This window comes from Amycolatopsis sp. NPDC114505 (genome assembly GCF_055633615.1).
The window spans coordinates 933,622-953,674 of the sequence record NZ_JBVKDV010000001.1 but is presented as its reverse complement, the minus strand read 5'-3'; the positions used below and the strand labels follow the sequence as shown (position 1 = coordinate 953,674).

The window sequence follows — 20,053 nt, the reverse complement described above, 5'->3', positions numbered from 1 at the left end:
CTTGCGTGACGTCGCTCACTACTCCGTCCGAGGGGAAAGTGAAACAACTTTTTCAGTGACCTGGAACACAACTCACGGGTCTACCAGGGGGTAGCCCATAGAAGTGGAAGACCAGCCGGTCGCTCCGCCAACCCGCCGGCGTGGGGAGGCTCCGCCGTGCCCGCACCTGCCGCCGTGCTGACCGGAATCGGGTCGTGCTTGCCGACGACAGTCCTGGGCAACGACGAGATCGCCGCCCGGCTCGACACCACGGACGAGTGGATCCGGACCCGCACCGGCATCCGGGAGCGCCGCGTCGCCGGGCCGGACGAGTCCACTGTGGATCTCGCGGTCGGCGCGGGCCGGGAAGCCCTCGCGGGCGGCTCGGCCGACGTCGTCGTCCTCGCCACGTCGACCCCCGACCAGCCCTGCCCGGCCAGCGCGCCGCAGGTCGCCGCCCGGCTCGGGCTCGGCACGGCCGCGGCGTTCGACGTCAACGCCGTCTGCAGCGGGTTCGTCTACGCGCTGGCCACGGCCGCGGGGTTCATCGCGGGCGGCATCGCCGAGCGCGTGCTCGTGATCGGCGCCGACACCTTCACCACGCTCATCGACCCCGACGACCGCACGACCGTCCCGATCTTCGGCGACGGCGCGGGCGCGGTCCTGCTGCGGGCGGGGGAGCCCGACGAAGACGGCGCGCTCGGGCCGTTCGACCTGCACAGCGAGGGCGACCTCGCCGACCTGCTGTGGGTCGAAGCCGGCGGCGCGCGGCGGCGGCTGTCCGACCAGCCGAGCGACCGCTTCCTCGCGATGCAGGGCACCGCGGTGTTCCGGCACGCCTGCGCGCGGATGGCGGAGTCGTCGCGGACCGTGCTGGAGCGCGCGGGCTGGATGGTCGGCGACGTCGACCGCTTCGTCGGCCACCAGGCGAACATCCGGATCCTCCAGTCGACGGCGAAGCAGCTCGGCATGCCGGCCGACGCCGTCGTCGCGAACATCGACCGCGTCGGCAACACCAGCGCCGCGTCCATCCCGCTGGCCTTGGCCGACGCGCGGGCCGACGGGACGCTCGTCCCCGGGCACAAAGTGCTGCTCAGCGCGTTCGGCGCGGGCCTGACCTGGGGCTCGACGGTGCTGCGCTGGCCGGATCTGGGTCAGCTGTCCTGAGGTTCCGGGCCGGCCGTCCAAGTCGGCGTCGGCTCCTGACGGCCGCGTAGCGCCAGCTCACCGTGCTTCTCCCAGTACGCGCCTTCGCTCGGCAGCGCCGCCGAGACGACGGCGTCGCTGGCGAGGATCCGTGACGGCACCGCCTTGGCCAGCTCGGTCAGCCGCGCGGCCTCGTTGACCGCGTCGCCGATGACGGTGTACTCGAGCCGGCTGCTGCTGCCGAGCTGCCCGGCGAACACCGGCCCGCTCGAGACGCCGATGCCGAGGTCGAGCTCGCCGTTCGCGCACACCGCGTCCCGGATCGCGCGGGCGGCGGCCAGCGCGGCCGTCGGCGCGTCCGCGAGCCGCGTCGGGGCGCCGAAGATGCACAACGCGGCGTCGCCCTGGAACTTGTTGACCAGCCCGCCGCGCGCGCCGACCGCGGAGACGACCGCGGCGAACAGCCGGTTCAGCTTCTCGACGAGCTCCTCCGGCGGCGTGCGGTAGGCGAGCGCGGTCGAGTCGACGACGTCGACGAACAACGCCGTGACCTCGCGGACGTCCCCGGACAGCGACGCGCCGTACTCCAGCGCGTGCCGGGCGACGTCGGCGCCGACGTGCCGGCCGAAGAGGTCCCGCATCCGCGCCTGCTCGCGCAGGCCGGCGGCGAGCTGGTTCACCGACGTCTGGAGCAGGCCGATCTCGCTGGAGTCGTCGACGTCGACCGTAACCTCGTTGTCGCCGCGCGCGATCCGGTCGAGGGCGACGCGCAGCCGGTGCAGCGGCGCCGCGACGGCCCTGGCCAGCAGGGCGGTGCCGATCGCGCCGACGCCGAGCCCGATCACCGACAGCATGATCAGGCTGGCGGTGTGGTTGCCCGAGCCGAGGTCCGGCGGGGTCGCGACGAGCAGGACGCCGACGAACGGGACGCCGCTGGCCAGCGCCCAGGTGACGATCAGCCGGGTCAGCACGGTGACCGGCAGCGACCCGCTCGGCGGCAGGACCTCCAGCGCGATCGTCATCACCGGCCGCGCCACCCACTCGGCGGCGAGGTAGGTGAGCCCGACGGTGGTGAGGCCGCCGAGCCCGATGACCGTGGCCATGCCGACGGCGTCCTCGCCGGAGCCGAGCACGCCGGCCAGCACGCTGAGGACGAGGGTGCCGATCAGCCAGAGCGTGCCGCTGACCACGGCCATGTCGACCGGCAGCCGCAGCGCGCGCTTCGCTTCGCTTTCCGACGGCGGGCGGCCGAGCACGAACCAGATCGCGGTGCGGCGCTGCAGCCACGCCGTCCACAGTGTCCCGGCGAGCAGCGAGACGGCGACGATCCCGGCCGCGGTCAGGCCGAGGATCCAGCCGCGGTCACCGACGTCGCCGGGCAGGCCCTGCAGCAGCAGGAGCAGCGCGACGACGCCGGAGCCGGCGACGCTGGAGCCGAGGCCGAGCCCGGCGAAGCCCAGGCTGGTGCGCAACACCACCCGGAAGTTGCTCACGGCGATCTTGCGCACGGCCTTGATCGTACGGCCGGCGTCGCGTCAGAAGCGGTACCGCACGATGTTCGCCATCTTCGCCAGCGCCGGGAAGTACTTCGTCATGCGCAGCTGGAACCGGGTGAACGGCCGGAGACGGGCCAGGACGTCCGGCGTCGCCCAGTGCCCGGCGTCCAAAGAGGACACCAGCGTGAGGCCGTCGCGCTCCAGCTCGCGGGGATCGTCGACGCCCCAGTGCAGGGTCGCCTTCGTGCGCCGGACCGGGGTGTTGAGCTTCTGCGCCTTGATGCCGAGCCGGTTGAAGACGTCGCAGATCAGCTCGCCGGAGGGGAACTTCGCGACCAGCCGCCGGATGAGCTCGTGGCCGGACTCCGGCGTCAGGTACATCGTCAGCCCTTCGGCGACGATCAGCGCCGGACGGTCCGACGGCACCTGGTCGAGCCACCCGAAGTCCGTCACCGACGTGCCGATGTTCGTGTGGTTCGGCGCGGCCGCGTAGAGCTTCTCGCGCAGCTCGACGACCTCGGGGTAGTCGACGTCGTACCAGTCGACCGTCTCCGGCGGGGCGAGCCGCTGGAAGCGCGTGTCCATGCCGCAGCCGAGGTGCAGCACGATCGCGTCCGGGTGCTTCTCGAGGTACTCGCCGGCCCATTCGTCGATCGGCTTGGCCCGCAGGACGACCGACACGGCGCCGTCGCGGTTGATGCCGAGCTTGCCGAAGTCGTAGTCGATCTGCCGGACGGCTTCGTCGGCGGCGTGGTCACCGAGCACCGGGTCGGGCTCGCGGCTGTCGAGCGCGCGGCCGTAAAGAGTGGCCAGCATGGTGGCCTTTTCTTCGGTGAAGTGCACCTTCTCCATCAGCGCTCCTCCGCGGCGAAGTCGTGGGCGTAGGTCTTGGCGTCGACCAGGTGCTTGAGGGTCAGCTCGCGCGCCGCGGCCGGGTCGGACCGGCGGATGGCGTCGAGGATCGCGCGGTGGTCGTCGACGGCCTTGCGGATCTGGCCGGGCAGCCGCAGCGCCAGCCGCCGCTCCTCGCCGACCAGGGCGAGCACGGACCGCAGCAGCCCGGCGACGTCGTCGTTGCCGGCGTTCTGCGCGATCACCCGGTGGAACTCGGCGTCGGCGGCGATGACGTGCAGCATGTCGCCGTCCTCGGCGGCCTGCGCCATCTCGGCGACGTTGTCCTCGAGCCGGCTCACCGTCTTCGCGGTGGCTTGCCGGGCCAGCCGTTCGGCGAGGGTCGGTTCGACGGTCGCGCGCAGGTCGAAGAGCTTCTCGACGAGCTGGTCGTGCTCGGTGAACCAGGTGCGCAGCGGCTGTTCCTGCTGCTCACGGACGTAGGTGCCGGACCCGGCGCGGATCCGGACGTAGCCGATGGAGTCGAGCACGCGCAGCGCCTGCCGCAACGACCCGCGGCTGATGCCGAGGTCCTCGCACAGGACACGTTCGGCGGGCAGCCGGGAGCCCGGCGGCAGCTTCCCGGAGTCGATCATCGACCGCAACCGGTCGACGGTCGCGCTCCAGACCTGCTCGGTGTCCACACCGCCATCCTCTCAGCTCCGGAAACTGTCGGTGGTGACTGTCATGATCGCGGACATGGACATCCTGGGGGCATGGGTGCGGGGCTGGGCGGTGTCGCGGGCGGTACCACCGCCGGTCGTGGAGCCGGACGGCCTCCGCGTCGACGTCGGCCTGCCCGGCCACCGCGTCCGCTACCTGCTGCGGTCGCCGTCGACGGTGGCCACGCGGGCGCGGACGGTGGCGGCGCCGGGCACGTGGCTGAAGACGTGCGGCTCGCGGGCCTCGGCCCTCGCGGGCCTGACCACGGAATGGGAGGCGGGGGAGACGGAGTACTTGATGACCTTCGACGGCGGCTTCCCGCCGGCCGAGGTCCCGGCGCCGTACTCGGTGACGGTGACCGGCGAGGGCCCGGTGTGGGAGGCATCGGTGACGGCCGAGGGCGCGCCGGCCGCGCGCGGCCGGGTCGCGGTGGCATCGGGGGTGGCGGTGTTCGACCGGATCGTCACGGAGCCCGAGCACCGGCGCCGCGGCCTCGGCCGGGTGGTGATGCACCGCCTGGGCGTCGCGGCCGGGGCGCACTCGAGCGTCCTGCTGGCTTCGACGGCCGGGCGCGGGCTGTACCGCGCGCTCGGCTGGCGCGTGGTGTCCGACGTCGTCCCCGCTCACGTACCGGAAGGATCGAAATGACCGCGCAGTTCAAGGACCTCGCCCTCGACGCGACCGACCACCAGGCTCTGGCGGACTGGTGGTGCCGCGCCATGGGTTACGTCCGCCGCGACTCCTTGACCGGCGACGAACGCCCGGACGACTGGCCCGTCCCGATCGTCGACCCGGCCGGCAAGGGACCGCTGATCTGGCTCAACCCGGTCCCGGAGCAGAAGACGGTCAAGAACCGCCTGCACCTGGACGTCTTCGGCGACCCCGCCGAGTTGCTCGAACTGGGCGCGACGCTGGTCCGCGAACGCGATGACGACATCGAATGGGAGGTGATGGCGGACCCGGAAGGCAACGAATTCTGCGTCTTCACGCCGCGGTGAGTGTCCGACCGGCCACATCTGCGTCGCGGGACAGGCTCACGATGCTTAGGCTCCGCACGTGAATGCTTCATGACGTGGTGGCACGCGGCGATCATCGTGGTCGCCGGGATCTGGGCGGGCACCATCAACGCCGTCGTCGGGTCGGGGACGCTGGTGACCTTCCCCGTCCTGGTCGCGCTGGGGTATCCGCCGGTGACGGCGACGACGTCCAACGCCATCGGTCTCGCGCCCGGGACCCTCAGCGGTGCCTGGGGCTACCGGCACGAGCTGGCCGGCTACTGGCCGCAGGTCGCGAAGTTCGCCGTCGCGTCGTTCCTCGGCGCCATCGGTGGCACTATCCTGCTGCTGTCGCTGCCGAAGGACGCCTTCGAAGCCGTTGTCCCCGTGCTCGTCGGGCTGGCCGTGATCCTCGTGATCGTGCAGCCGCGCGTCTCCAAGTGGGTCGCGAAGCGGCGCGAAGAGAACGGCGCCGAGCACAAAGCCGGCCCGCTGCTGATGTTCTTCATCTTCCTCATCGGCATCTACGGCGGGTACTTCACCGCCGCGCAGGGCGTGATGCTGATGGCCGTCATGGGGATGCTGCTGTCCGAACCGCTGCAGAAGCTCAACGGCGTCAAGAACGTCCTCGCCGCCGTGGTCAACGTCGTCGCCGGGGTGATCTACGCCTTCGTCGCGCCGATCAGCTGGCCCGTGGTGCTCTGGCTGGCCGTCGGGTCGACCGCCGGCGGCTTCCTCGGCGCGAAGATCGGCCGGAAGCTGCCGCCGGCGGTGCTGCGCGGCGTGATCGTCGTGATCGGCGTCGCCGCCGTGATCCAGCTGGTGGTCAAGCAGTTCAGCGACTGAAGTCGCGCGCCGCGGCCAGGAAGAGGTCGTTCTCCTCGCGGGTCCCGATGGTCACGCGCACGCCGTCGCCGGCGAACGGGCGCACCACGAGCTTGCGGTCCAGCGCGTGCTCGGCGAACGGCACGGCCTGGTCACCCAAGGGCAGCCAGACGAAGTTCGCCTGCGTCTCGGGCACCCGGTAGCCGGCCTCGAGCAGCGCGTCCCGCACCCGCCCGCGTTCGGCGACGATCTCGTCGCAGCGCGCGAGCAGCTCGTCGGCCGCGTCGAGCGACGCCAGCGCCGCGACCTGGGCCAGCATGTTCACCGAGAAGGCGACGTACACCTGGCGAAGCGCGTCGGCGATCGGCTCCGGCGCGACGGCGTAACCGACGCGCAGGCCCGCGAGGCCGTAGGCCTTCGAGAACGTGCGCAGCACCATGACGTTCGGGCGCGTCCGCGTGTACTCGACGCCGTCGGGCACCTCGGGGTCGGTGACGAACTCCTTGTACGCCTCGTCCAGCACCACCAGCACGTGCTCCGGGACCGCGTCGAGGAAGCGCTCCAGCTCGGTGCGGCGGATCGCCGTGCCGGTCGGGTTGTTGGGGTTGCAGACGAAGACCACGCGTGTCTTGTCGGTGATCGCCGCGAGCATCGCGTCGAGGTCGAGCTCTTGGCCCTCGGTGATCGGGACCTTCACGGACACGGCGTTCGCCACCTGCGTGACGATCGGGTACGCCTCGAACGAGCGCCAGGCGAAGATCACCTCTTCGCCGGGCGCGCAGACCGCCTGGATCGTCTGCTGGCACAGGGAGACCGAGCCGCAGCCGATGGCGACGCGCTCCACCGGCACGTCCAGCTCGCGCGCCAGCCGCTCGCGCAGGGCCTGCGAGCCGGTGTCCGGGTAGCGGTTGATGCCCGCGGCGGCTTCGGCGATCGCCCGCGCGACGCTCGGCAGCGCACCGCCGGGCACCTCGTTGCTCGCCAGCTTGATCGCGCCTTCGATCGTCCGGCCGGGGATGTATTTCGGCAACGATTCGAGATCGGCACGAGGGGACACGGACGACATCTTCGGCGCTCCTCCGATTGAACGGGACGACCCGGCCACCGTATCTTTTCCGCCCGCCGCCCCGCGACTCCCTTCAGGCGGTATGTGACCCGTGGACCTGCCAAACTGGGTTCCCGCCGTTCACCTCCGAGTGATTGAGTGACGCAATGACGTCGACCAGCACCGTGGATTACCAGCGCACCGACGGCAGGGCCCTGCGCCTGACCTTCTCGGAACCCGAAGGCGCGCTACGCGGCGGTTTGGTGGTGCTGCACGAGGCGGACGGGGTCACCGACGGCGTCAAGCTGCTGCTCGCCAGCCTCGCCCTCGAAGGCTGGCTGACGGTCACGCCGCACCTCGAAAACGCGGAGCTGACGCAGCAGGACCTGCTCGACGCGACGGACATCACACTCGCCTGGCTCGTCGACCGCGGCGTCGAGGCCGACCTGCTCGGCGTCATGGGCTTCGACCTCGGCGGCACCGCGGCGCTCGTCGTCGCGTCGCACCGCCGGCTGGGCGCGGCCGTCAGCGTCGGCGGGCAGCAGGCCGCCGAACTGCCCGCGCTGGTCGAGATCGCGGGGAAGCTCACCAGCCCGTGGCTCGGCATGTACGGCGACGCCGGCGACGAGGCGGGCGGCGCCGAGGTCGAGCGCCTGCGCGACGCCGCGGCGTCGGCGAAGGTCGCCACGAACGTCGTCCACTACCCGGGTGCGAACCACCGCTTCGACGCCGACCCCGGCGCGGCCGCCGAGGCCTGGCAGCGCACCCTGAATTGGTTCGACGCGCACCTGCGGTAGGCGGGATTACAGTCGTGACGTGACGCACACCGCCGACGCCCCCGAAGTGCTCTGGCGACCTGAGCCGAGCCACGTTGCCGACACCAAGATCGAGGCGTTCCGCCAGTGGCTGCGTGCCGAACGCGGCGTCGAGGTGGACGACTACCGCACGCTCTGGGAGTTCTCGGTCGAGCGCGGCCCGGACTTCTGGACGGCGGTCGCGGACTTCCTCGGTGTCCGCTGGCACGACCAGCCGGGCGAGGTGCTCTCCGGCGAGATGCCGAACGCGGTCTGGTTCGACGGCGCCACGCTGAACTACGCCGAGCACGCGCTCACCCCCGGCGTCGCGGGCGCGGCCAAGGGCGACGACGAGACCGCGGTGATCTTCCACCGCGAAGACGGTTTCGCGGACCACCTCACGTACGGCAAGCTCCGCGCGCAGGTCGCGGCCGCGCGGGCGGCGTTCCTGGAGCTGGGGGTCGGCAAGGGCGACCGCGTCGTCGCGCTGGCCCCGAACTGCCCGCAGACGCTGGTCGCGTTCCTCGCCGCGGCGAGCATCGGGGCGATCTGGTCGTCGTGCTCGCCGGACTTCGGTGTCCGGGCGGTGGCGGACCGCTTCGTGCAGATCGAGCCGAAGGTGCTCTTCGCCGTCAACGCGTACGCGTACAACGGCCGTCAGTTCGACATCCGGACGACGGTCGCCGACCTGCAGGCGAAGCTGCCGTCGCTGGCCGCGACCGTGCTCGTCCAGTACGTCGGCGAAGGATCGATGGACGACGCGCTCGACTGGGACGGGCTGCTCGCGGCGAACGAGGGCGCGCCGCTGCTGTTCGAGCCGGTCGAGTTCGCGCACCCGCTGTGGGTGCTCTACTCGTCCGGCACCACCGGCCTGCCGAAGGGCATCGTCCACGGCCACGGCGGCATCACGCTGGAGCACCTCAAGGCCCTCGCGCTGCAGACCGGCCTCGGGCCGGGCGACCGGTTCTTCTGGTTCAGCACCACCGGCTGGATGATGTGGAACTTCCTCATCTCCGGCCTGCTGGTCGGCACGACGATCGTGCTCTACGACGGCAGCCCGGGATACCCGGACCTGAACGCGCTCTGGCACCTGGCCGAGCAGCACCGCGTGACGTACTTCGGGACGTCGGCACCGTTCATCCAGAGCTGCCTGAAGGCGGGCATCAAGCCGGCCGAGCGCTACGACCTGACGGCGTTGCGCGCGCTCGGCTCGACTGGCGCGCCGCTGAGCGTCGAGGGCTTCCGGTGGATCGTGAACGAGGTCGGGAAGAAGGTGCAGATCTGCTCGGTCTCCGGCGGCACCGACCTGTGCGCGGCGTTCGTCGCGTCGGCGCCCGACGTGCCGGTCTGGCTGGGGGAGCTGTCCTGCCCGGCGCTGGGCGCCGCGGTCAACGCGTTCGACGAGGCCGGCAACGCGGTCATCGAGCGGGTCGGCGAGCTGGTGATCACGAAGCCGATGCCGTCGATGCCGGTCTTCTTCTGGAACGACCCGGACGGCTCGCGCCTGCGTGAGGCGTACTTCGAGATGTACCCGGGACTGTGGCGCCACGGCGACTGGATCCGCGTCACCACCCGCGGGTCGGCGGTGATCTACGGCCGCAGCGACTCGACGCTCAACCGCGGTGGCGTCCGGATGGGCACGGCGGAGTTCTACCGGGTCGTCGAGGGCTACGACGAGGTCGCGGATTCCCTGGTCGTGGACACTTCGGCGGCCGGGAACGAAGATGGGCAGCTGATCTGTTTCCTCGTGCTCGCGGACGGCGTCGAACTCGGCGACGTCGAGCCTCGGCTGAAGAAGGAGCTCCGTAGCGCGCTGTCACCGAGGCATGTACCCGATCGGTTCGTCGTGGTTCAGGAGATTCCTCGTACCTTGAACGGTAAGAAGTGTGAGGTACCGGTGAAGAAGATTCTCGCCGGTGTGGCTCCTGACCGGGCTGTCAGCCGCGATGCGCTGGCCAACCCGGCGGCGTTGACGCCGTTCGTGGAGCTCGCCGGCGGGTAGATGGGGGAAGCATGATCGTCCACAACGGGTTGTACGGGTGGTGACGGGGACACGCGCGCAGACCACCTGGCGGGTGGCGGGAGCCACCACCGTGGGGGTGATCACCTGGGTGACCCGGCTGGCGGGAGTGATGACGCTCGTGTCGGTCCTGGTGCCGGCCGGGCGCCGGAACCTGCGCGGGCACCTGTCGGAGTGGCTGGAGCTGCCGCAGGAGGCGACGGTCGCGGCGGCGACCGTGGCGCTGGTGACCGGCGTGCTGCTCGTACTGCTGGCCGCGGGGCTGCGACGTCGCAAGCGCCGGGCCTGGCAGCTGGCGATCGGCGCGACGGTGCTGCTCACGGTGTCGCACATCGGGCTCCGGCACGTCTTCGGCGCCGGGATGGTGTCGGTCGTGCTGCTGGTGGGCCTGATCGCGAGCCGGCGCTACTTCGTCGCGAAGCCGGACCCGGTGGTCGGCCGCTGGCGCGCGGTGCGCGTGTTCCTGCAGCTGGCGCTGGCCGGGTTCGCGATCAACGTCATCCTGCTGTCGGTGGCGTCGCGCGCGGTGCTGGAGCCGATGAGCTTCCCGGACCGGCTGGCGGAGTCCGCGCTCGCGCTGGTCGGTGCCAGCGGGCCCGCCGTCTTCCACCAGATGTGGCTGGAGGACATGACCGCGGCCGTCGGCCTGCTGTTCGGGCTGGCCGCGATCCTGGTCTCGGCGTACTTCCTGCTGCGCTCGGCCGAGCCGGCGCCACAGCTGTCCGACGACGAGGTGGACCGCCTGCGCAAGCTGCTCGACGAGCACGGTGAACGGGACTCCCTCGGCTACTTCGCGCTGCGCCGGGACAAGTTCGTGGTGTTCTCGCGGACCGGCAAGGCCGCGGTCACGTACCGCGTGATCGCCGGGGTGGCGCTGTGCTCGGCCGACCCGCTGGGCGACCACGAGGCGTGGCCGGGCGCGATCGAGGAGTACCTGGAGGTCTGCCGCCGCAACGGCTGGGTGCCGGCGGCGATGGGCGTCTCGGAGCTCGGCGCGACGGTCTGGGCCCGGTTCGGTCTGGAGGTGCTGGAGATCGGCGACGAAGCGGTCGTCGACGCCGAAGGGTTCACCTTGGACGGACGCGTCATGCGCGGCGTCCGCCAGGCCGCGGCCCGCACGAAGCGAGCGGGCTACAAGGTGCTGGTGCGCCGGGCCGAGAACCTGCGCGAAGGCGAGCTGGCCGAGCTGGTGACGCTGGCGGCGAACTGGCGCGGTACGGACACCGAGCGCGGCTTTTCGATGGCGCTGGGCCGCATGGGCGACGCGGGTTCGGTGCTGGTGACGGCCGAGCAGGGCGGGCGCGTGCGGGGCGTGCTCCAGTTCGTGCCGTGGGGCGCGAAGGGGTTGTCGCTGGACGTGATGCGCCGCGACCGCACGGCCGACAACGGCGTCAACGAGCTGATGATTTCGGAGCTCCTCCTGGCGGCGGGGAGGCACGGCGTCGAGCAGGTGTCCCTGAACTTCGCCGCGTTCCGCGCGTTGATGGAACAGGGCCAGCGCATCGGCGCGGGCCCGGTCGCCAAGACGGCGGCGAAGGTCCTGCACTTCTTTTCACGCTGGATCCAGATCGAGACGCTGTACAAGTTCAACGCGAAGTTCCAGCCGCGCTGGGTGCCGCGGTACTTGGTGTACCCGGGAGTGCGCGAACTGCCCCGGGTCGGCATCGCGACGTTCGAGGCGGAAGGCCTCGGCGGACGCTCTCCGCGCCTGCTCAGACTGCTGCGCCGGGCGTGAGGGGGGTGCTGTCGGAGGGTGATCGGGGGGTGTGTAACCTATCTGAGCAGTGGTCGTTGGGCCCAGGAGGCTTCGCCTAGTCTGGTCTATGGCGCCGCACTGCTAATGCGGTTGGGGGTAACCCCCCCTCCCGGGTTCAAATCCCGGAGCCTCCGCTGGTACCCGGTTCGCCGGGTGCTAGGTTAGAGAACAACTGAACACGCGCCCGTAGCTCAGCTGGATAGAGCATCTGACTACGGATCAGAAGGTCAGGGGTTCGAATCCCTTCGGGCGCACGTCTGGTTGAGACAGCACTGGAGCCCCCTCGCAAGAGGGGGCTCTTTTGTGTCCGTCTTCCGGTTGGAAGCCCGCTTCGCGACAGAGTCTCCGAAGCCTTGAGGTACCGGCCGTCCGTGGTGGCGCCGCGCCGAATCGGCTGCTTTGCGTAACTGGACTGGACCAGTGAACACGCCAACGTCTCAGCTGGTCACCCTGTGTCCACCACTCTCCGTGGTTGTCCTTCCCTAATTGGTCTGGACCACGTAACGTCTTCGCAAACGGCGCATAAACACCACCGGGTCCCCGCCTGAGGTGGGCACGCCGTCCCCCTACCTGGCTCAAGGGAGAGCGATGTCCAGAAAGAGATGGCACCTCCTCGGTCTGTTCACCGCGGTCGGCGCGATCGCGGTCGGTCTCGTCACCGTGCCGGCGAGCGCCGCCGGCGGCGTTGGCGCCAGCTTCACCAAGGGCTCCGATTGGGGCACCGGCTACGAAGGCAAGTACACGATCAACAACGGCTCCGGCTCGACGCTGGCCGCCTGGACGGTCGAGTTCGACCTCCCGTCCGGCGCGAAGATCGGCTCCCTCTGGGATGGCAGCTACACCGCCGCCGGCCAGCACGTCACCGTCAAGAACACCTGGAACGGCAACGTCGGCAACGGAAGCACTGCCAGCTTCGGTTTCAACGTCAGCTACTCCGGCACCTACTCGGCGCCCGCGAACTGCAAGCTGAACGGCGGGTCCTGCGACGCCGGCGGTGGCACCCCGACCACCACGCCGACGACCCCGACCCAGCCGACGACCACCCCCACCACCCCGACCACGCCGCCGACGACGACCACCACCACCACGCCGCCCCCGCCGGGTGGGCTGAAGAACGTCGGCTACTTCGTGCAGTGGGGCGTCTACGGCCGCAACTACCACGTCAAGAACATCGAGACGTCGGGTTCGGCGAACAAGCTGACGCACATCAACTACTCGTTCGGCAACGTCACGAACGGCTCCTGCACCGCCAACGACGACCCGTACGCCGACTACCAGAAGACCTACGACGCCGCGGGTAGCGTCGACGGTGTCGCCGACACCTGGGACCAGCCGGTCGCGGGCAACTTCAACCAGCTGCGCAAGCTGAAGAAGATGCACCCGGGCCTCAAGGTGATCTGGTCGTTCGGTGGCTGGACGTACTCCGGTGGCTTCGGCCAGGCCGCGCAGAACCCGGCCGCCTTCGCGCAGTCCTGCTACAACCTGCTGAAGGACCCGCGCTGGGCGGACATCTGGGACGGCATCGACATCGACTGGGAGTACCCGAACGCGTGCGGGCTCTCGTGTGACTCCAGCGGCGCCAACTCGTACAAGAACGTGATGTCCGCGCTGCGCTCGAAGTTCGGCTCGTCGTTCCTGGTCACCTCGGCCATCTCGGCGGACGGCAGCAACGGCGGCAAGCTCGACGTCGCCGACTACGCCGGCGCGGCGCCGTACCTCGACTGGTTCAACGTCATGACCTACGACTACTTCGGTGCCTGGGCGCCGCAGGGTCCGACGGCACCGCACTCGCCGCTGACCAACTTCACCGGAATCCCGACGCCGGGCTTCTACTCCGACGCGGCGATCCAGAAGCTGAAGAGCAAGGGTGTCCCGTCGAGCAAGCTGTTGCTGGGCATCGGCTTCTACGGCCGCGGCTGGACCGGCGTCACGCAGTCGACCCCGGGTGGCACGGCGACCGGCCCCGCGCCGGGCACGTACGAGCAGGGCATCGAGGACTACAAGGTCCTGAAGAACACCTGCCCGTCGACCGGCACGTTCGCCGGCACCGCGTACGCGAAGTGCGGCAGCAACTGGTGGAGCTACGACACCCCGGGCACCATCGGCGGGAAGATGTCCTACGCCAAGCAGCAGGGTCTCGGCGGTGCCTTCTTCTGGGAGCTCACCGGTGACACCGGCAACGGCGAGCTGATCACCGCCATGAAGAACGGCCTGTCATGACGCGCCGGTGGTTGCCCGCACTCGGGCTGGCGGCCGCGGCCGCCACGATCGGCGCGATGTTCGTGATCGCTCCGGCGAACGCGGCGGGCGGCGTGTCCGCGACCTTCTCGAAGGGCTCCGACTGGGGCACCGGGTACGAGGGCAAGTACACGATCGCCAACGGCTCGGGCTCGACGCTCGCCACCTGGACCGTCGAGTTCGACCTTCCGAGTGGAGCGAAGATCTCGTCGCTGTGGGACGGCAGCTACACGGCGTCCGGTCAGCACGTCACGGTGAAGAACTCGTGGAACGGCAACGTCGGCAACGGCTCGAGCGCCAGCTTCGGCTTCAACGTGGCGTACTCCGGTGCGTACACGGCGCCGTCGAACTGCAAGCTCAACGGCGGGTCGTGTGCGGCCGGGGGGACACCCCCCACTACGACACCGCCGCCTACGACGACGCCCCCGCCCACGACCACCCCGCCGCCGGGCACCGGTGGCAAGGGCGCGCCGTACCTGTACATGGGCTGGGGCAGCCCGCCGAACCCGCAGACGGTGATGAACGCGACCGGCGTCAAGTGGTTCACCATGGCGTTCATCAACGCCTCCGGTGGCTGCAACCCGGCGTGGGACAGCAGCCGTCCGCTTTCGGGCAGCGCCGACGCGAACGCGATCGCGCAGATCAAGGCGGCGGGCGGCCAGGTCGTCCCGTCGTTCGGCGGCTGGAGCGGCAACAAGCTCGGCCCGAACTGCTCGACGTCGGCCGCGCTGGCCGGTGCCTACCAGCAGGTCATCAACGCGTACGGGCTCAAGGCGATCGACATCGACATCGAGAACTCCGACGAGTTCGAGAACGAGGCCGTGCAGGACCGCATCCTGGGCGCGCTGAAGATCGTCAAGCAGAACAACCCGGGCGTGCAGACCATCCTGACGTTCGGCACGTCGACGACCGGCCCGAACTACTACGGCAACCGGCTCATCGACCAGTCGAAGGCCCTCGGCGCGAACGTGGACGTGTTCACGATCATGCCGTTCGACTTCGGCGGCGGCTCGAACATGTACCAGAGCACGGTGAACGCGGCGAACGGCTTGCGCGACAAGCTGAAGTCGACGTTCGGGTGGAGCGACGCCACGGCGTACAGCCACGTCGGTATCTCGGGCATGAACGGCCTGTCCGACCAGCAGGAGCTGACGGATCTGTCGACCTGGACCCAGATCACGAACTGGGCCAAGACGAACCACCTCGGCCGGCTGGCGTTCTGGTCGGTGAACCGGGATCGTGGTTGTCCCGGTGGTGGCGTGCAGTCGGCCTGCAGCGGCATCGCCCAGAACGACTGGGACTTCACCAAGGTGACGGCGGGCTTCTGACGTCGTCGTGAAAGAGGCCTCCTTGCCGGCTCCCCGGGCCGGCAAGGAGGTTCTTTCGTCTGCTCAGTGCCCCACGAAGAAGTGCCAGCCGACCCACCACCAGGCCAGCACGAACGCGATCCGCGCGGTCCGCCGTCGCATCACCACGGCCAGGACGCTCGTCAGCTTCGGCACCTTCTTCGGCCACACGTGGCTCGCCACGCCCAGCCCGATCGTCGCCAGGACGATCAGCCTGAAGCCCAGCTCCGTGATGATCCGGCTGTTCACGGCCGCCTCGCCGCGGCGGCCGCGCGGAGCATCGCCAGGCCGGCCGCGAACCAGCCCGTGATCGCCAGTGCCTGGACCCAGCGGCTGGTCAGCAGCGGGTCGACCAGGTCGCTCATCGTCGGGTGGGTCGTCGACAGCCCGCCCGCCGCCTGCTCGTAGACGAACGACAGCAGCTCCCACGCGCACCACGAGAGCGCCACCGCCGACCACAGCCACGCCCGGTGCGGCACCGGCCGGTCCGCCGGCAGCGACGGGTCGCGCCATTCCGCGAACAGCGCCACCACGCCGATCGCCGAGATCGCGACCGCCACCGGGACGCTGTCGCGGCCGAACGCCAGCACCAGCAGTCCGGCCGCGACCACCGCGAACCCCGGCACCCGGAACGGCTCCCCGAACTCGGCCTCGATCGCCCTGGGCCGTTCGGTGATCAGGAGGACCAGCGTGACGGCCAGGAAGATCAGCGCGTCCGCGGGTGCGCCCCGGATCCAGTGCGCGATCGCCGCGAGGGTGAGCGCGATGACCGGGAGGTCGACGGTGAGCGAGTGACTGCGGAAGCCGAGAGCCATGGTGTAGCTCCTTCGCGACAGGTCCTTGTCATTGCTAACAAAAAACGTCGCGCACGGCCAGCGGATTCCTCGATCAGAGCGTCTTGACGGCGTCCCCGATCGCCTCGTCCAGGATCGACAGGCCCAGCGAAATCTCCTCCTCGGACGCCGTCAGCGGCGGCGCGATCCGGAAGACCCCGCCCATTCCGGGCAGCTGCACGATGTTCATGTGCAGCCCCAGCTCGAGGCAGCGGGCGGTGACGCGCGCGCCCAGCTCGTCCGAGCTGCGCTTGGTCTTGCGGTCGACGACCAGTTCCAGCCCGGCCAGCAGACCGCGGCCGCGGATGTCGCCGACGACCTCGTGCCGGTGGGCGATGCGCTCGAGGCCGTGGCGCAGCAGCGAGCCCAGCTGGAGTGCGCGCTCGTCGAGGCGGTCGCGCTGCAGGACGTCCAGGACGGTGTTGCCGACCGCCGCCGGCAGCGGGTCCGCGACGTGCGTGGTGAAGAACAGGAACCCGCGCTTGTGCGCCTCTTCCTCGATCTCGGCGCTGGTCACCACGGCCGCGAGGGGCAGTCCGGCGCCGAGCGTCTTCGACAGCGTCAGGATGTCCGGGACGACGCCGTCGCGCTCGAACGCGTACCAGTTGCCGGTGCGGCAGAGGCCGGTCTGGGCCTCGTCGAGGATCAGCAGCATGCCGCGTTCCCGGCACTTCTCCTGAAGCGCGGCGAAGTAGCCGACGGGCGGTTCGATGATGCCGCCGGAGCTGAGGATGGGCTCGACGATGCACGCGGCGAGGCTGCCGACGGACTGCGCGTCGATCATCTCGAACGCGAAGTCGAGCTGACGCCGCCAGTCGAGCTTGCCGTCGGCGTCGGTGAAGTCGGGCCGGTACGCGTTCGGCGCCGGGATGGCGAAGTTGCCGGGAGCGGCGGGGCCGTAGCCCTTGCGGCCGGCGCTGTAGGTCGCGCTCGCGGCGGCCTGCGTCATGCCGTGCCAGGACCGGGCGAACGAGACGATTTCGTGCTTGCCGGTGACGAGCTTCGCCATCCGGATGGCGGCCTCGTTGGACTCGGCGCCGGTGGTCAGCAGCAGCGCCTTTTCCAGCGGTTCGGGCAGCGACTCGGCGAGGCGCCGCGCGAGGTCGACGACCGGGCGGCTCACCATGCCGCTGAACAGGTGGTCGAGCTTCGAAATCTGGCGCTGGACGGTGTCGACGATCTCCGGGTGCGAGTGCCCGAGGATCGCGCTCATCTGGCCCGACGTGAAGTCGAGGATGCGGCGGCCGTCTTCGGTGAAGACGAAACTGCCTTCGGCGTGGTCGATGATCTCGTGGGTGAAGGTGCCGCCGTAGCGCACGAGGTGCCGGTCGGCGTCGGCCCAGAAGGCGTCGGACGTGGACAGTTCGGAGGTCGGAGCAGCCATGCTTCGACGGTAAGTCCGGTCCGAGCGACACGTCCAGCTCACAATTCCGGCTTTCTTGTTCGGTTCTTCCGTACAAGAATGCGGTGATGTTGAACCCGTGGCGCCTAAGGCTGCTGAGCCGGCTCGACACCCTCGGGACGGTCCGCGCGGTGGCGCAGGACGCGAACCTGAGCGCGTCGAGCGTGTCGCAGCAGCTGGCCGTGCTCGAAGCGGAAACCCGCACCCAGCTGCTGGAACGCACGGGCCGACGGGTCAGGTTGACGCCGGCCGGGCTGATACTCGCGCGGCGCGCGCGGGCGATCCTCGACCACATGGACACGGTCGAGGCGGAGCTGCGCAGCCTCGGCGAGGAGCCGGTCGGCCAGGTCCGGCTCGGGGCGTTCCAGAGCGCGATCCACACGATGGCGGTCCCGGCGGTGACGCGGCTCGCGAGCGCGTACCCGCACCTGGAGGTCGAACTGCTGGAGCTGGAGCCGCACGAGAGCATCCCGGCCCTGCGCGGCGGCGACGCGGACGTGATCATCACGACGACCGACTTCGTGCAGCAGCCGCTGGGCCCGGACCTCGACATCGTCCCGCTGGCGACGGACCCGATCGTGCTGGTGACGTCGTCGGAAGGCCCCCGCGGGCCGGCGGACCTGTCGGCGTACGCGGACTCGCCGTGGGCGCTGGACGTGCCGCGGTCGTACATGGCGAACCTGACGCTGCGCCTGTGCCGCGAGTCGGGTTTCGAGCCGCGGGTGGTGTGCCGCTTCAGCAATTATTTGATGACGTTGCAGCACGTCGAGGCCGGGTTGTCGATCGCGCTGCTGCCGGAGCTGGCGGTGGACCGCCGTTATCGCGTGTCGACGCGCGAGCTGGCCTCCCCGGTGACCCGCACGATCGCGGCGGTGGTGCGGAGGGGAACACCGTTGCGCGCGGGGGTGAACGTGGTTTTGGATGCTCTGCGGCAGCCGCCGGACCTCCCGGCCCTCACCGAGTGGAGCCCGTAGCGGCTATTTCTTGTCGTCTTCGTCCGGGGTTTCTTCCGGCATCATCGACGGCTCGCCACCGCGCAGCGATTTGATCGTGTCGGTGATCCCTTTGAGCCCCCGCTCGGACAGCGCGGCGATACCCAAGGCGGCGGAGGTGAGGACGCCGATGGTCGGTTCCGGCGGTGGTACCGAATCGATCCTCGCCTCGTGACCGGTCCGGATCTCGGTCTTTTCGTGGCCGGTCTTGGGTTTCTCCTCGCTGGTTTCGGCTTTTTCGCTTTCGGGGCGCCCTTCGATGACCGAGTCGACGTATTCCTCCGCTTCCTCGGACTCTTCCAGTTCGTCCTTCTCCGGATCGTCCGGCACGTCGTCGTCGGCGACGCCGACCTCTTCACGGTTCGGCTTCTCGCGCTCGGGAGCTGGCTGACCAGGAGTTTGCCGCTCCTCGAGTTCGCCACGTTCGTTGACGACGGCCAGGTAGTCGTTCGGTCCCAGTTCCGGGATCCTCGACTCCGGCGGAGGTGGGCCTCCGGGGTCGTCGTCCGTTCCGGGGCCGTCGGGCGGTTCGCCGGCCTCGGGCCCGCTCGGCCGGCCGGAGTCCTGCGCTTCCGCGCCGGCCTCCCGGACGCCCAGGTTCAGCTCCTGCTGATCCTGGCGCGCGGGGATCTCGACGGGTGACCGCTCGGGGCCGGGGATCTCGGGTCGCGCTTCGGCTTGGTCCGGCCCGTCGGGGATTTCCTGGCTCGGGGCTTGCTGCTCGACCCGCGCCTCGGCGGACGACTCGTTCGCGGCCTGGGTGCGCGGGGTGAGCTCCCGTTCTCGCTCGAAGTCGCCGTGTTCCTCGCGCGCATCGCGTTCGACGGCCTGTTCTTGCCCGGCTGCCGGTTGTTCGGTCTGAGCCTCGGAAGTCGTCGAGTTCCACTGGCCGTCCCAGCGCGGATCGTCCGGCTTCAGCTCTCGTTCCCGCTCGGTGTTGTCCGGGTCCTCGGCGTCGGTGTCGGACTGGTCGTCTTCGGGAGGGTTGGGGTCGTCGGCGGGGTCGGTGGCTTCGTCTTCGCGGCGATCGGTCTGCTCGGCCTGGTCGGCTTGTTCAGCTTGGTCAGCCTGGTCGGTTTCGTCGGCGCGTTCGTCGTCGGCCGTGTCGTCTTCGAGGCGGTCGGTTTCGTCGGCGCGGTTGTCGTCGGCGGTTTCGTCTTCGCTGCGGTCGGTCTCGTCCGCGGTGTTGTCGTCTTCGAGGCGGTCCGCCTCTTCGGTGCGGTCTTCCGCGCCCTCGGGGTCGTCGGGAGGGTTGGGGTCTTCGGCCTGCTCGTCGGCGGCGGGGGCTTCGTCGGTGTCTTCGGGAGGGTTCGGGTCCTCCGCACCGTCGTCGGCCGCTGGGGGCTCGTCGGTGGCGTTTTCCTCGGGAACCTCCGCACTCTCAGGTGCCGGCTCGTCGTCCTCGACCGGGCCCTCGTCGGGCGGCGGCTCGGCTGAATCCGCTGGCTGGGCGCCGTCCTCGACTGGGCCCTCCGCCGACTCCGGCGGCTGGGCCCCGTCCTCTACCGGGCTCTCCTCCGACGACTCGGCCGCGCCCGACTCGTCGTCCTCCACCGGGCCTTCCGCGCGGTCGTCCGACGGCGGGTCCGGGGGCGGCTCCGGCGCCTCCGGTGCGTCGCTCGTCTCGCTCAA

18 protein-coding genes and 2 tRNA genes are annotated in these 20,053 nt (G+C 70.3%); 12 read left to right on the top strand and 8 right to left on the bottom strand.

Features of this window, described 5'->3' with window-relative positions:
- The first annotated feature begins 156 nt into the window (after positions 1-156).
- Positions 157-1,146, top strand: coding sequence for a beta-ketoacyl-ACP synthase III (locus ACZ7OU_RS04895; protein ID WP_470239864.1), 990 nt, complete (start codon positions 157-159; stop codon positions 1,144-1,146).
- On the opposite strand, the gene ACZ7OU_RS04890 is transcribed toward ACZ7OU_RS04895, so the two are convergent.
- The 3 genes from ACZ7OU_RS04890 to ACZ7OU_RS04880 are packed head-to-tail and all read right to left on the bottom strand — an operon-like array spanning position 1,134 to position 4,156.
- Positions 1,134-2,633 carry an adenylate/guanylate cyclase domain-containing protein gene (locus tag ACZ7OU_RS04890; RefSeq protein WP_470254268.1) on the bottom strand — a complete coding sequence of 500 codons (1,500 nt, stop codon included), beginning with the start codon at positions 2,631-2,633 and terminating at the stop codon, positions 1,134-1,136. The two genes, ACZ7OU_RS04895 and ACZ7OU_RS04890, sit on opposite strands and share 13 nt — an antisense overlap.
- A gap of 27 nt (positions 2,634-2,660) precedes the next feature.
- A complete protein-coding gene (locus ACZ7OU_RS04885; protein WP_470254267.1) occupies positions 2,661-3,473 on the bottom strand; it encodes a class I SAM-dependent methyltransferase in 813 nt (270 codons plus the stop codon).
- Complete coding sequence (locus ACZ7OU_RS04880) at positions 3,473-4,156, bottom strand: FadR/GntR family transcriptional regulator (RefSeq protein ID WP_470239861.1); 684 nt, start codon at positions 4,154-4,156, stop codon at positions 3,473-3,475. The genes ACZ7OU_RS04885 and ACZ7OU_RS04880 overlap by 1 nt, the downstream gene beginning before the upstream one ends.
- A gap of 43 nt (positions 4,157-4,199) precedes the next feature.
- On the opposite strand from ACZ7OU_RS04880, the gene ACZ7OU_RS04875 reads away from it, so the two are divergent.
- The 3 genes from ACZ7OU_RS04875 to ACZ7OU_RS04865 all read left to right on the top strand — a co-directional run bounded on the left by ACZ7OU_RS04875 (position 4,200) and on the right by ACZ7OU_RS04865 (position 6,016).
- Positions 4,200-4,823, top strand: a complete 624-nt coding sequence (locus tag ACZ7OU_RS04875; RefSeq protein ID WP_470255880.1) for a GNAT family N-acetyltransferase — start codon at positions 4,200-4,202, stop codon at positions 4,821-4,823.
- Complete coding sequence (locus ACZ7OU_RS04870) at positions 4,820-5,173, top strand: VOC family protein (RefSeq protein WP_470254266.1); 354 nt, start codon at positions 4,820-4,822, stop codon at positions 5,171-5,173. Before ACZ7OU_RS04875 ends, ACZ7OU_RS04870 begins: the two co-directional genes overlap by 4 nt.
- A gap of 69 nt (positions 5,174-5,242) precedes the next feature.
- Positions 5,243-6,016, top strand: a complete 774-nt coding sequence (locus tag ACZ7OU_RS04865; protein ID WP_470254265.1) for a sulfite exporter TauE/SafE family protein — start codon at positions 5,243-5,245, stop codon at positions 6,014-6,016.
- Here the strand turns inward: ACZ7OU_RS04865 and hisC are convergent.
- On the bottom strand, positions 6,006-7,061 hold the full coding sequence (gene hisC, locus ACZ7OU_RS04860) for a histidinol-phosphate transaminase (protein WP_470254264.1): 1,056 nt from the start codon (positions 7,059-7,061) through the stop codon (positions 6,006-6,008). The genes ACZ7OU_RS04865 and hisC overlap by 11 nt on opposite strands.
- 146 nt (positions 7,062-7,207) lie before the next feature.
- On the opposite strand from hisC, the gene ACZ7OU_RS04855 reads away from it, so the two are divergent.
- The 7 genes from ACZ7OU_RS04855 to ACZ7OU_RS04825 all read left to right on the top strand — a co-directional run bounded on the left by ACZ7OU_RS04855 (position 7,208) and on the right by ACZ7OU_RS04825 (position 15,176).
- A complete protein-coding gene (locus ACZ7OU_RS04855) occupies positions 7,208-7,837 on the top strand; it encodes a dienelactone hydrolase family protein (RefSeq protein ID WP_470239857.1) in 630 nt (209 codons plus the stop codon).
- Positions 7,838-7,856: 19 nt separating this feature from the next.
- Positions 7,857-9,836 carry an acetoacetate--CoA ligase gene (locus tag ACZ7OU_RS04850; RefSeq protein WP_470254263.1) on the top strand — a complete coding sequence of 660 codons (1,980 nt, stop codon included), beginning with the start codon at positions 7,857-7,859 and terminating at the stop codon, positions 9,834-9,836.
- Positions 9,837-9,873: 37 nt separating this feature from the next.
- On the top strand, positions 9,874-11,589 hold the full coding sequence (locus ACZ7OU_RS04845; protein ID WP_470254262.1) for a phosphatidylglycerol lysyltransferase domain-containing protein: 1,716 nt from the start codon (positions 9,874-9,876) through the stop codon (positions 11,587-11,589).
- A 65-nt stretch (positions 11,590-11,654) separates the two neighbouring features.
- Positions 11,655-11,744 (top strand) — tRNA-Ser (locus ACZ7OU_RS04840).
- Between the two features lie 46 nt (positions 11,745-11,790).
- Positions 11,791-11,864 (top strand) — tRNA-Arg (locus ACZ7OU_RS04835).
- A gap of 334 nt (positions 11,865-12,198) precedes the next feature.
- A complete protein-coding gene (locus ACZ7OU_RS04830; protein ID WP_470254261.1) occupies positions 12,199-13,830 on the top strand; it encodes a glycosyl hydrolase family 18 protein in 1,632 nt (543 codons plus the stop codon).
- A complete protein-coding gene (locus ACZ7OU_RS04825; protein ID WP_470239853.1) occupies positions 13,827-15,176 on the top strand; it encodes a cellulose binding domain-containing protein in 1,350 nt (449 codons plus the stop codon). Before ACZ7OU_RS04830 ends, ACZ7OU_RS04825 begins: the two co-directional genes overlap by 4 nt.
- A gap of 63 nt (positions 15,177-15,239) precedes the next feature.
- On the opposite strand, the gene ACZ7OU_RS04820 is transcribed toward ACZ7OU_RS04825, so the two are convergent.
- The 3 genes from ACZ7OU_RS04820 to ACZ7OU_RS04810 form a co-directional block, all read right to left on the bottom strand.
- On the bottom strand, positions 15,240-15,443 hold the full coding sequence (locus ACZ7OU_RS04820) for a DUF6186 family protein (protein ID WP_470254260.1): 204 nt from the start codon (positions 15,441-15,443) through the stop codon (positions 15,240-15,242).
- Entirely contained in the window at positions 15,440-16,009 is a 570-nt protein-coding gene (locus ACZ7OU_RS04815) for a hypothetical protein (protein WP_470254259.1), read from the bottom strand. Before ACZ7OU_RS04815 ends, ACZ7OU_RS04820 begins: the two co-directional genes overlap by 4 nt.
- 73 nt (positions 16,010-16,082) lie before the next feature.
- Entirely contained in the window at positions 16,083-17,411 is a 1,329-nt protein-coding gene (locus ACZ7OU_RS04810) for an aspartate aminotransferase family protein (protein ID WP_470254258.1), read from the bottom strand.
- A gap of 86 nt (positions 17,412-17,497) precedes the next feature.
- On the opposite strand from ACZ7OU_RS04810, the gene ACZ7OU_RS04805 reads away from it, so the two are divergent.
- Complete coding sequence (locus ACZ7OU_RS04805; RefSeq protein WP_470254257.1) at positions 17,498-18,403, top strand: LysR family transcriptional regulator; 906 nt, start codon at positions 17,498-17,500, stop codon at positions 18,401-18,403.
- A gap of 3 nt (positions 18,404-18,406) precedes the next feature.
- On the opposite strand, the gene ACZ7OU_RS04800 is transcribed toward ACZ7OU_RS04805, so the two are convergent.
- Complete coding sequence (locus tag ACZ7OU_RS04800; RefSeq protein ID WP_470254256.1) at positions 18,407-20,053, bottom strand: midas domain-containing protein; 1,647 nt, start codon at positions 20,051-20,053, stop codon at positions 18,407-18,409.

Bases quoted from the DNA above. Each gene is read 5' to 3' on its own strand.
- ACZ7OU_RS04885 (WP_470254267.1), bottom strand. From the start codon at position 3,473: ATGGAGAAGGTGCACTTCACCGAAGAAAAGGCCACCATGCTGGCCACT.
- ACZ7OU_RS04875 (WP_470255880.1), top strand. From the start codon at position 4,200: ATGATCGCGGACATGGACATCCTGGGGGCATGGGTGCGGGGCTGGGCG.
- ACZ7OU_RS04870 (WP_470254266.1), top strand. From the start codon at position 4,820: ATGACCGCGCAGTTCAAGGACCTCGCCCTCGACGCGACCGACCACCAG.
- ACZ7OU_RS04865 (WP_470254265.1), top strand. From the start codon at position 5,243: ATGACGTGGTGGCACGCGGCGATCATCGTGGTCGCCGGGATCTGGGCG.
- hisC (WP_470254264.1), bottom strand. From the start codon at position 7,061: ATGTCGTCCGTGTCCCCTCGTGCCGATCTCGAATCGTTGCCGAAATAC.
- ACZ7OU_RS04855 (WP_470239857.1), top strand. From the start codon at position 7,208: ATGACGTCGACCAGCACCGTGGATTACCAGCGCACCGACGGCAGGGCC.
- ACZ7OU_RS04830 (WP_470254261.1), top strand. From the start codon at position 12,199: ATGTCCAGAAAGAGATGGCACCTCCTCGGTCTGTTCACCGCGGTCGGC.
- ACZ7OU_RS04825 (WP_470239853.1), top strand. From the start codon at position 13,827: ATGACGCGCCGGTGGTTGCCCGCACTCGGGCTGGCGGCCGCGGCCGCC.
- ACZ7OU_RS04815 (WP_470254259.1), bottom strand. From the start codon at position 16,009: ATGGCTCTCGGCTTCCGCAGTCACTCGCTCACCGTCGACCTCCCGGTC.
- ACZ7OU_RS04810 (WP_470254258.1), bottom strand. From the start codon at position 17,411: ATGGCTGCTCCGACCTCCGAACTGTCCACGTCCGACGCCTTCTGGGCC.
- ACZ7OU_RS04805 (WP_470254257.1), top strand. From the start codon at position 17,498: ATGTTGAACCCGTGGCGCCTAAGGCTGCTGAGCCGGCTCGACACCCTC.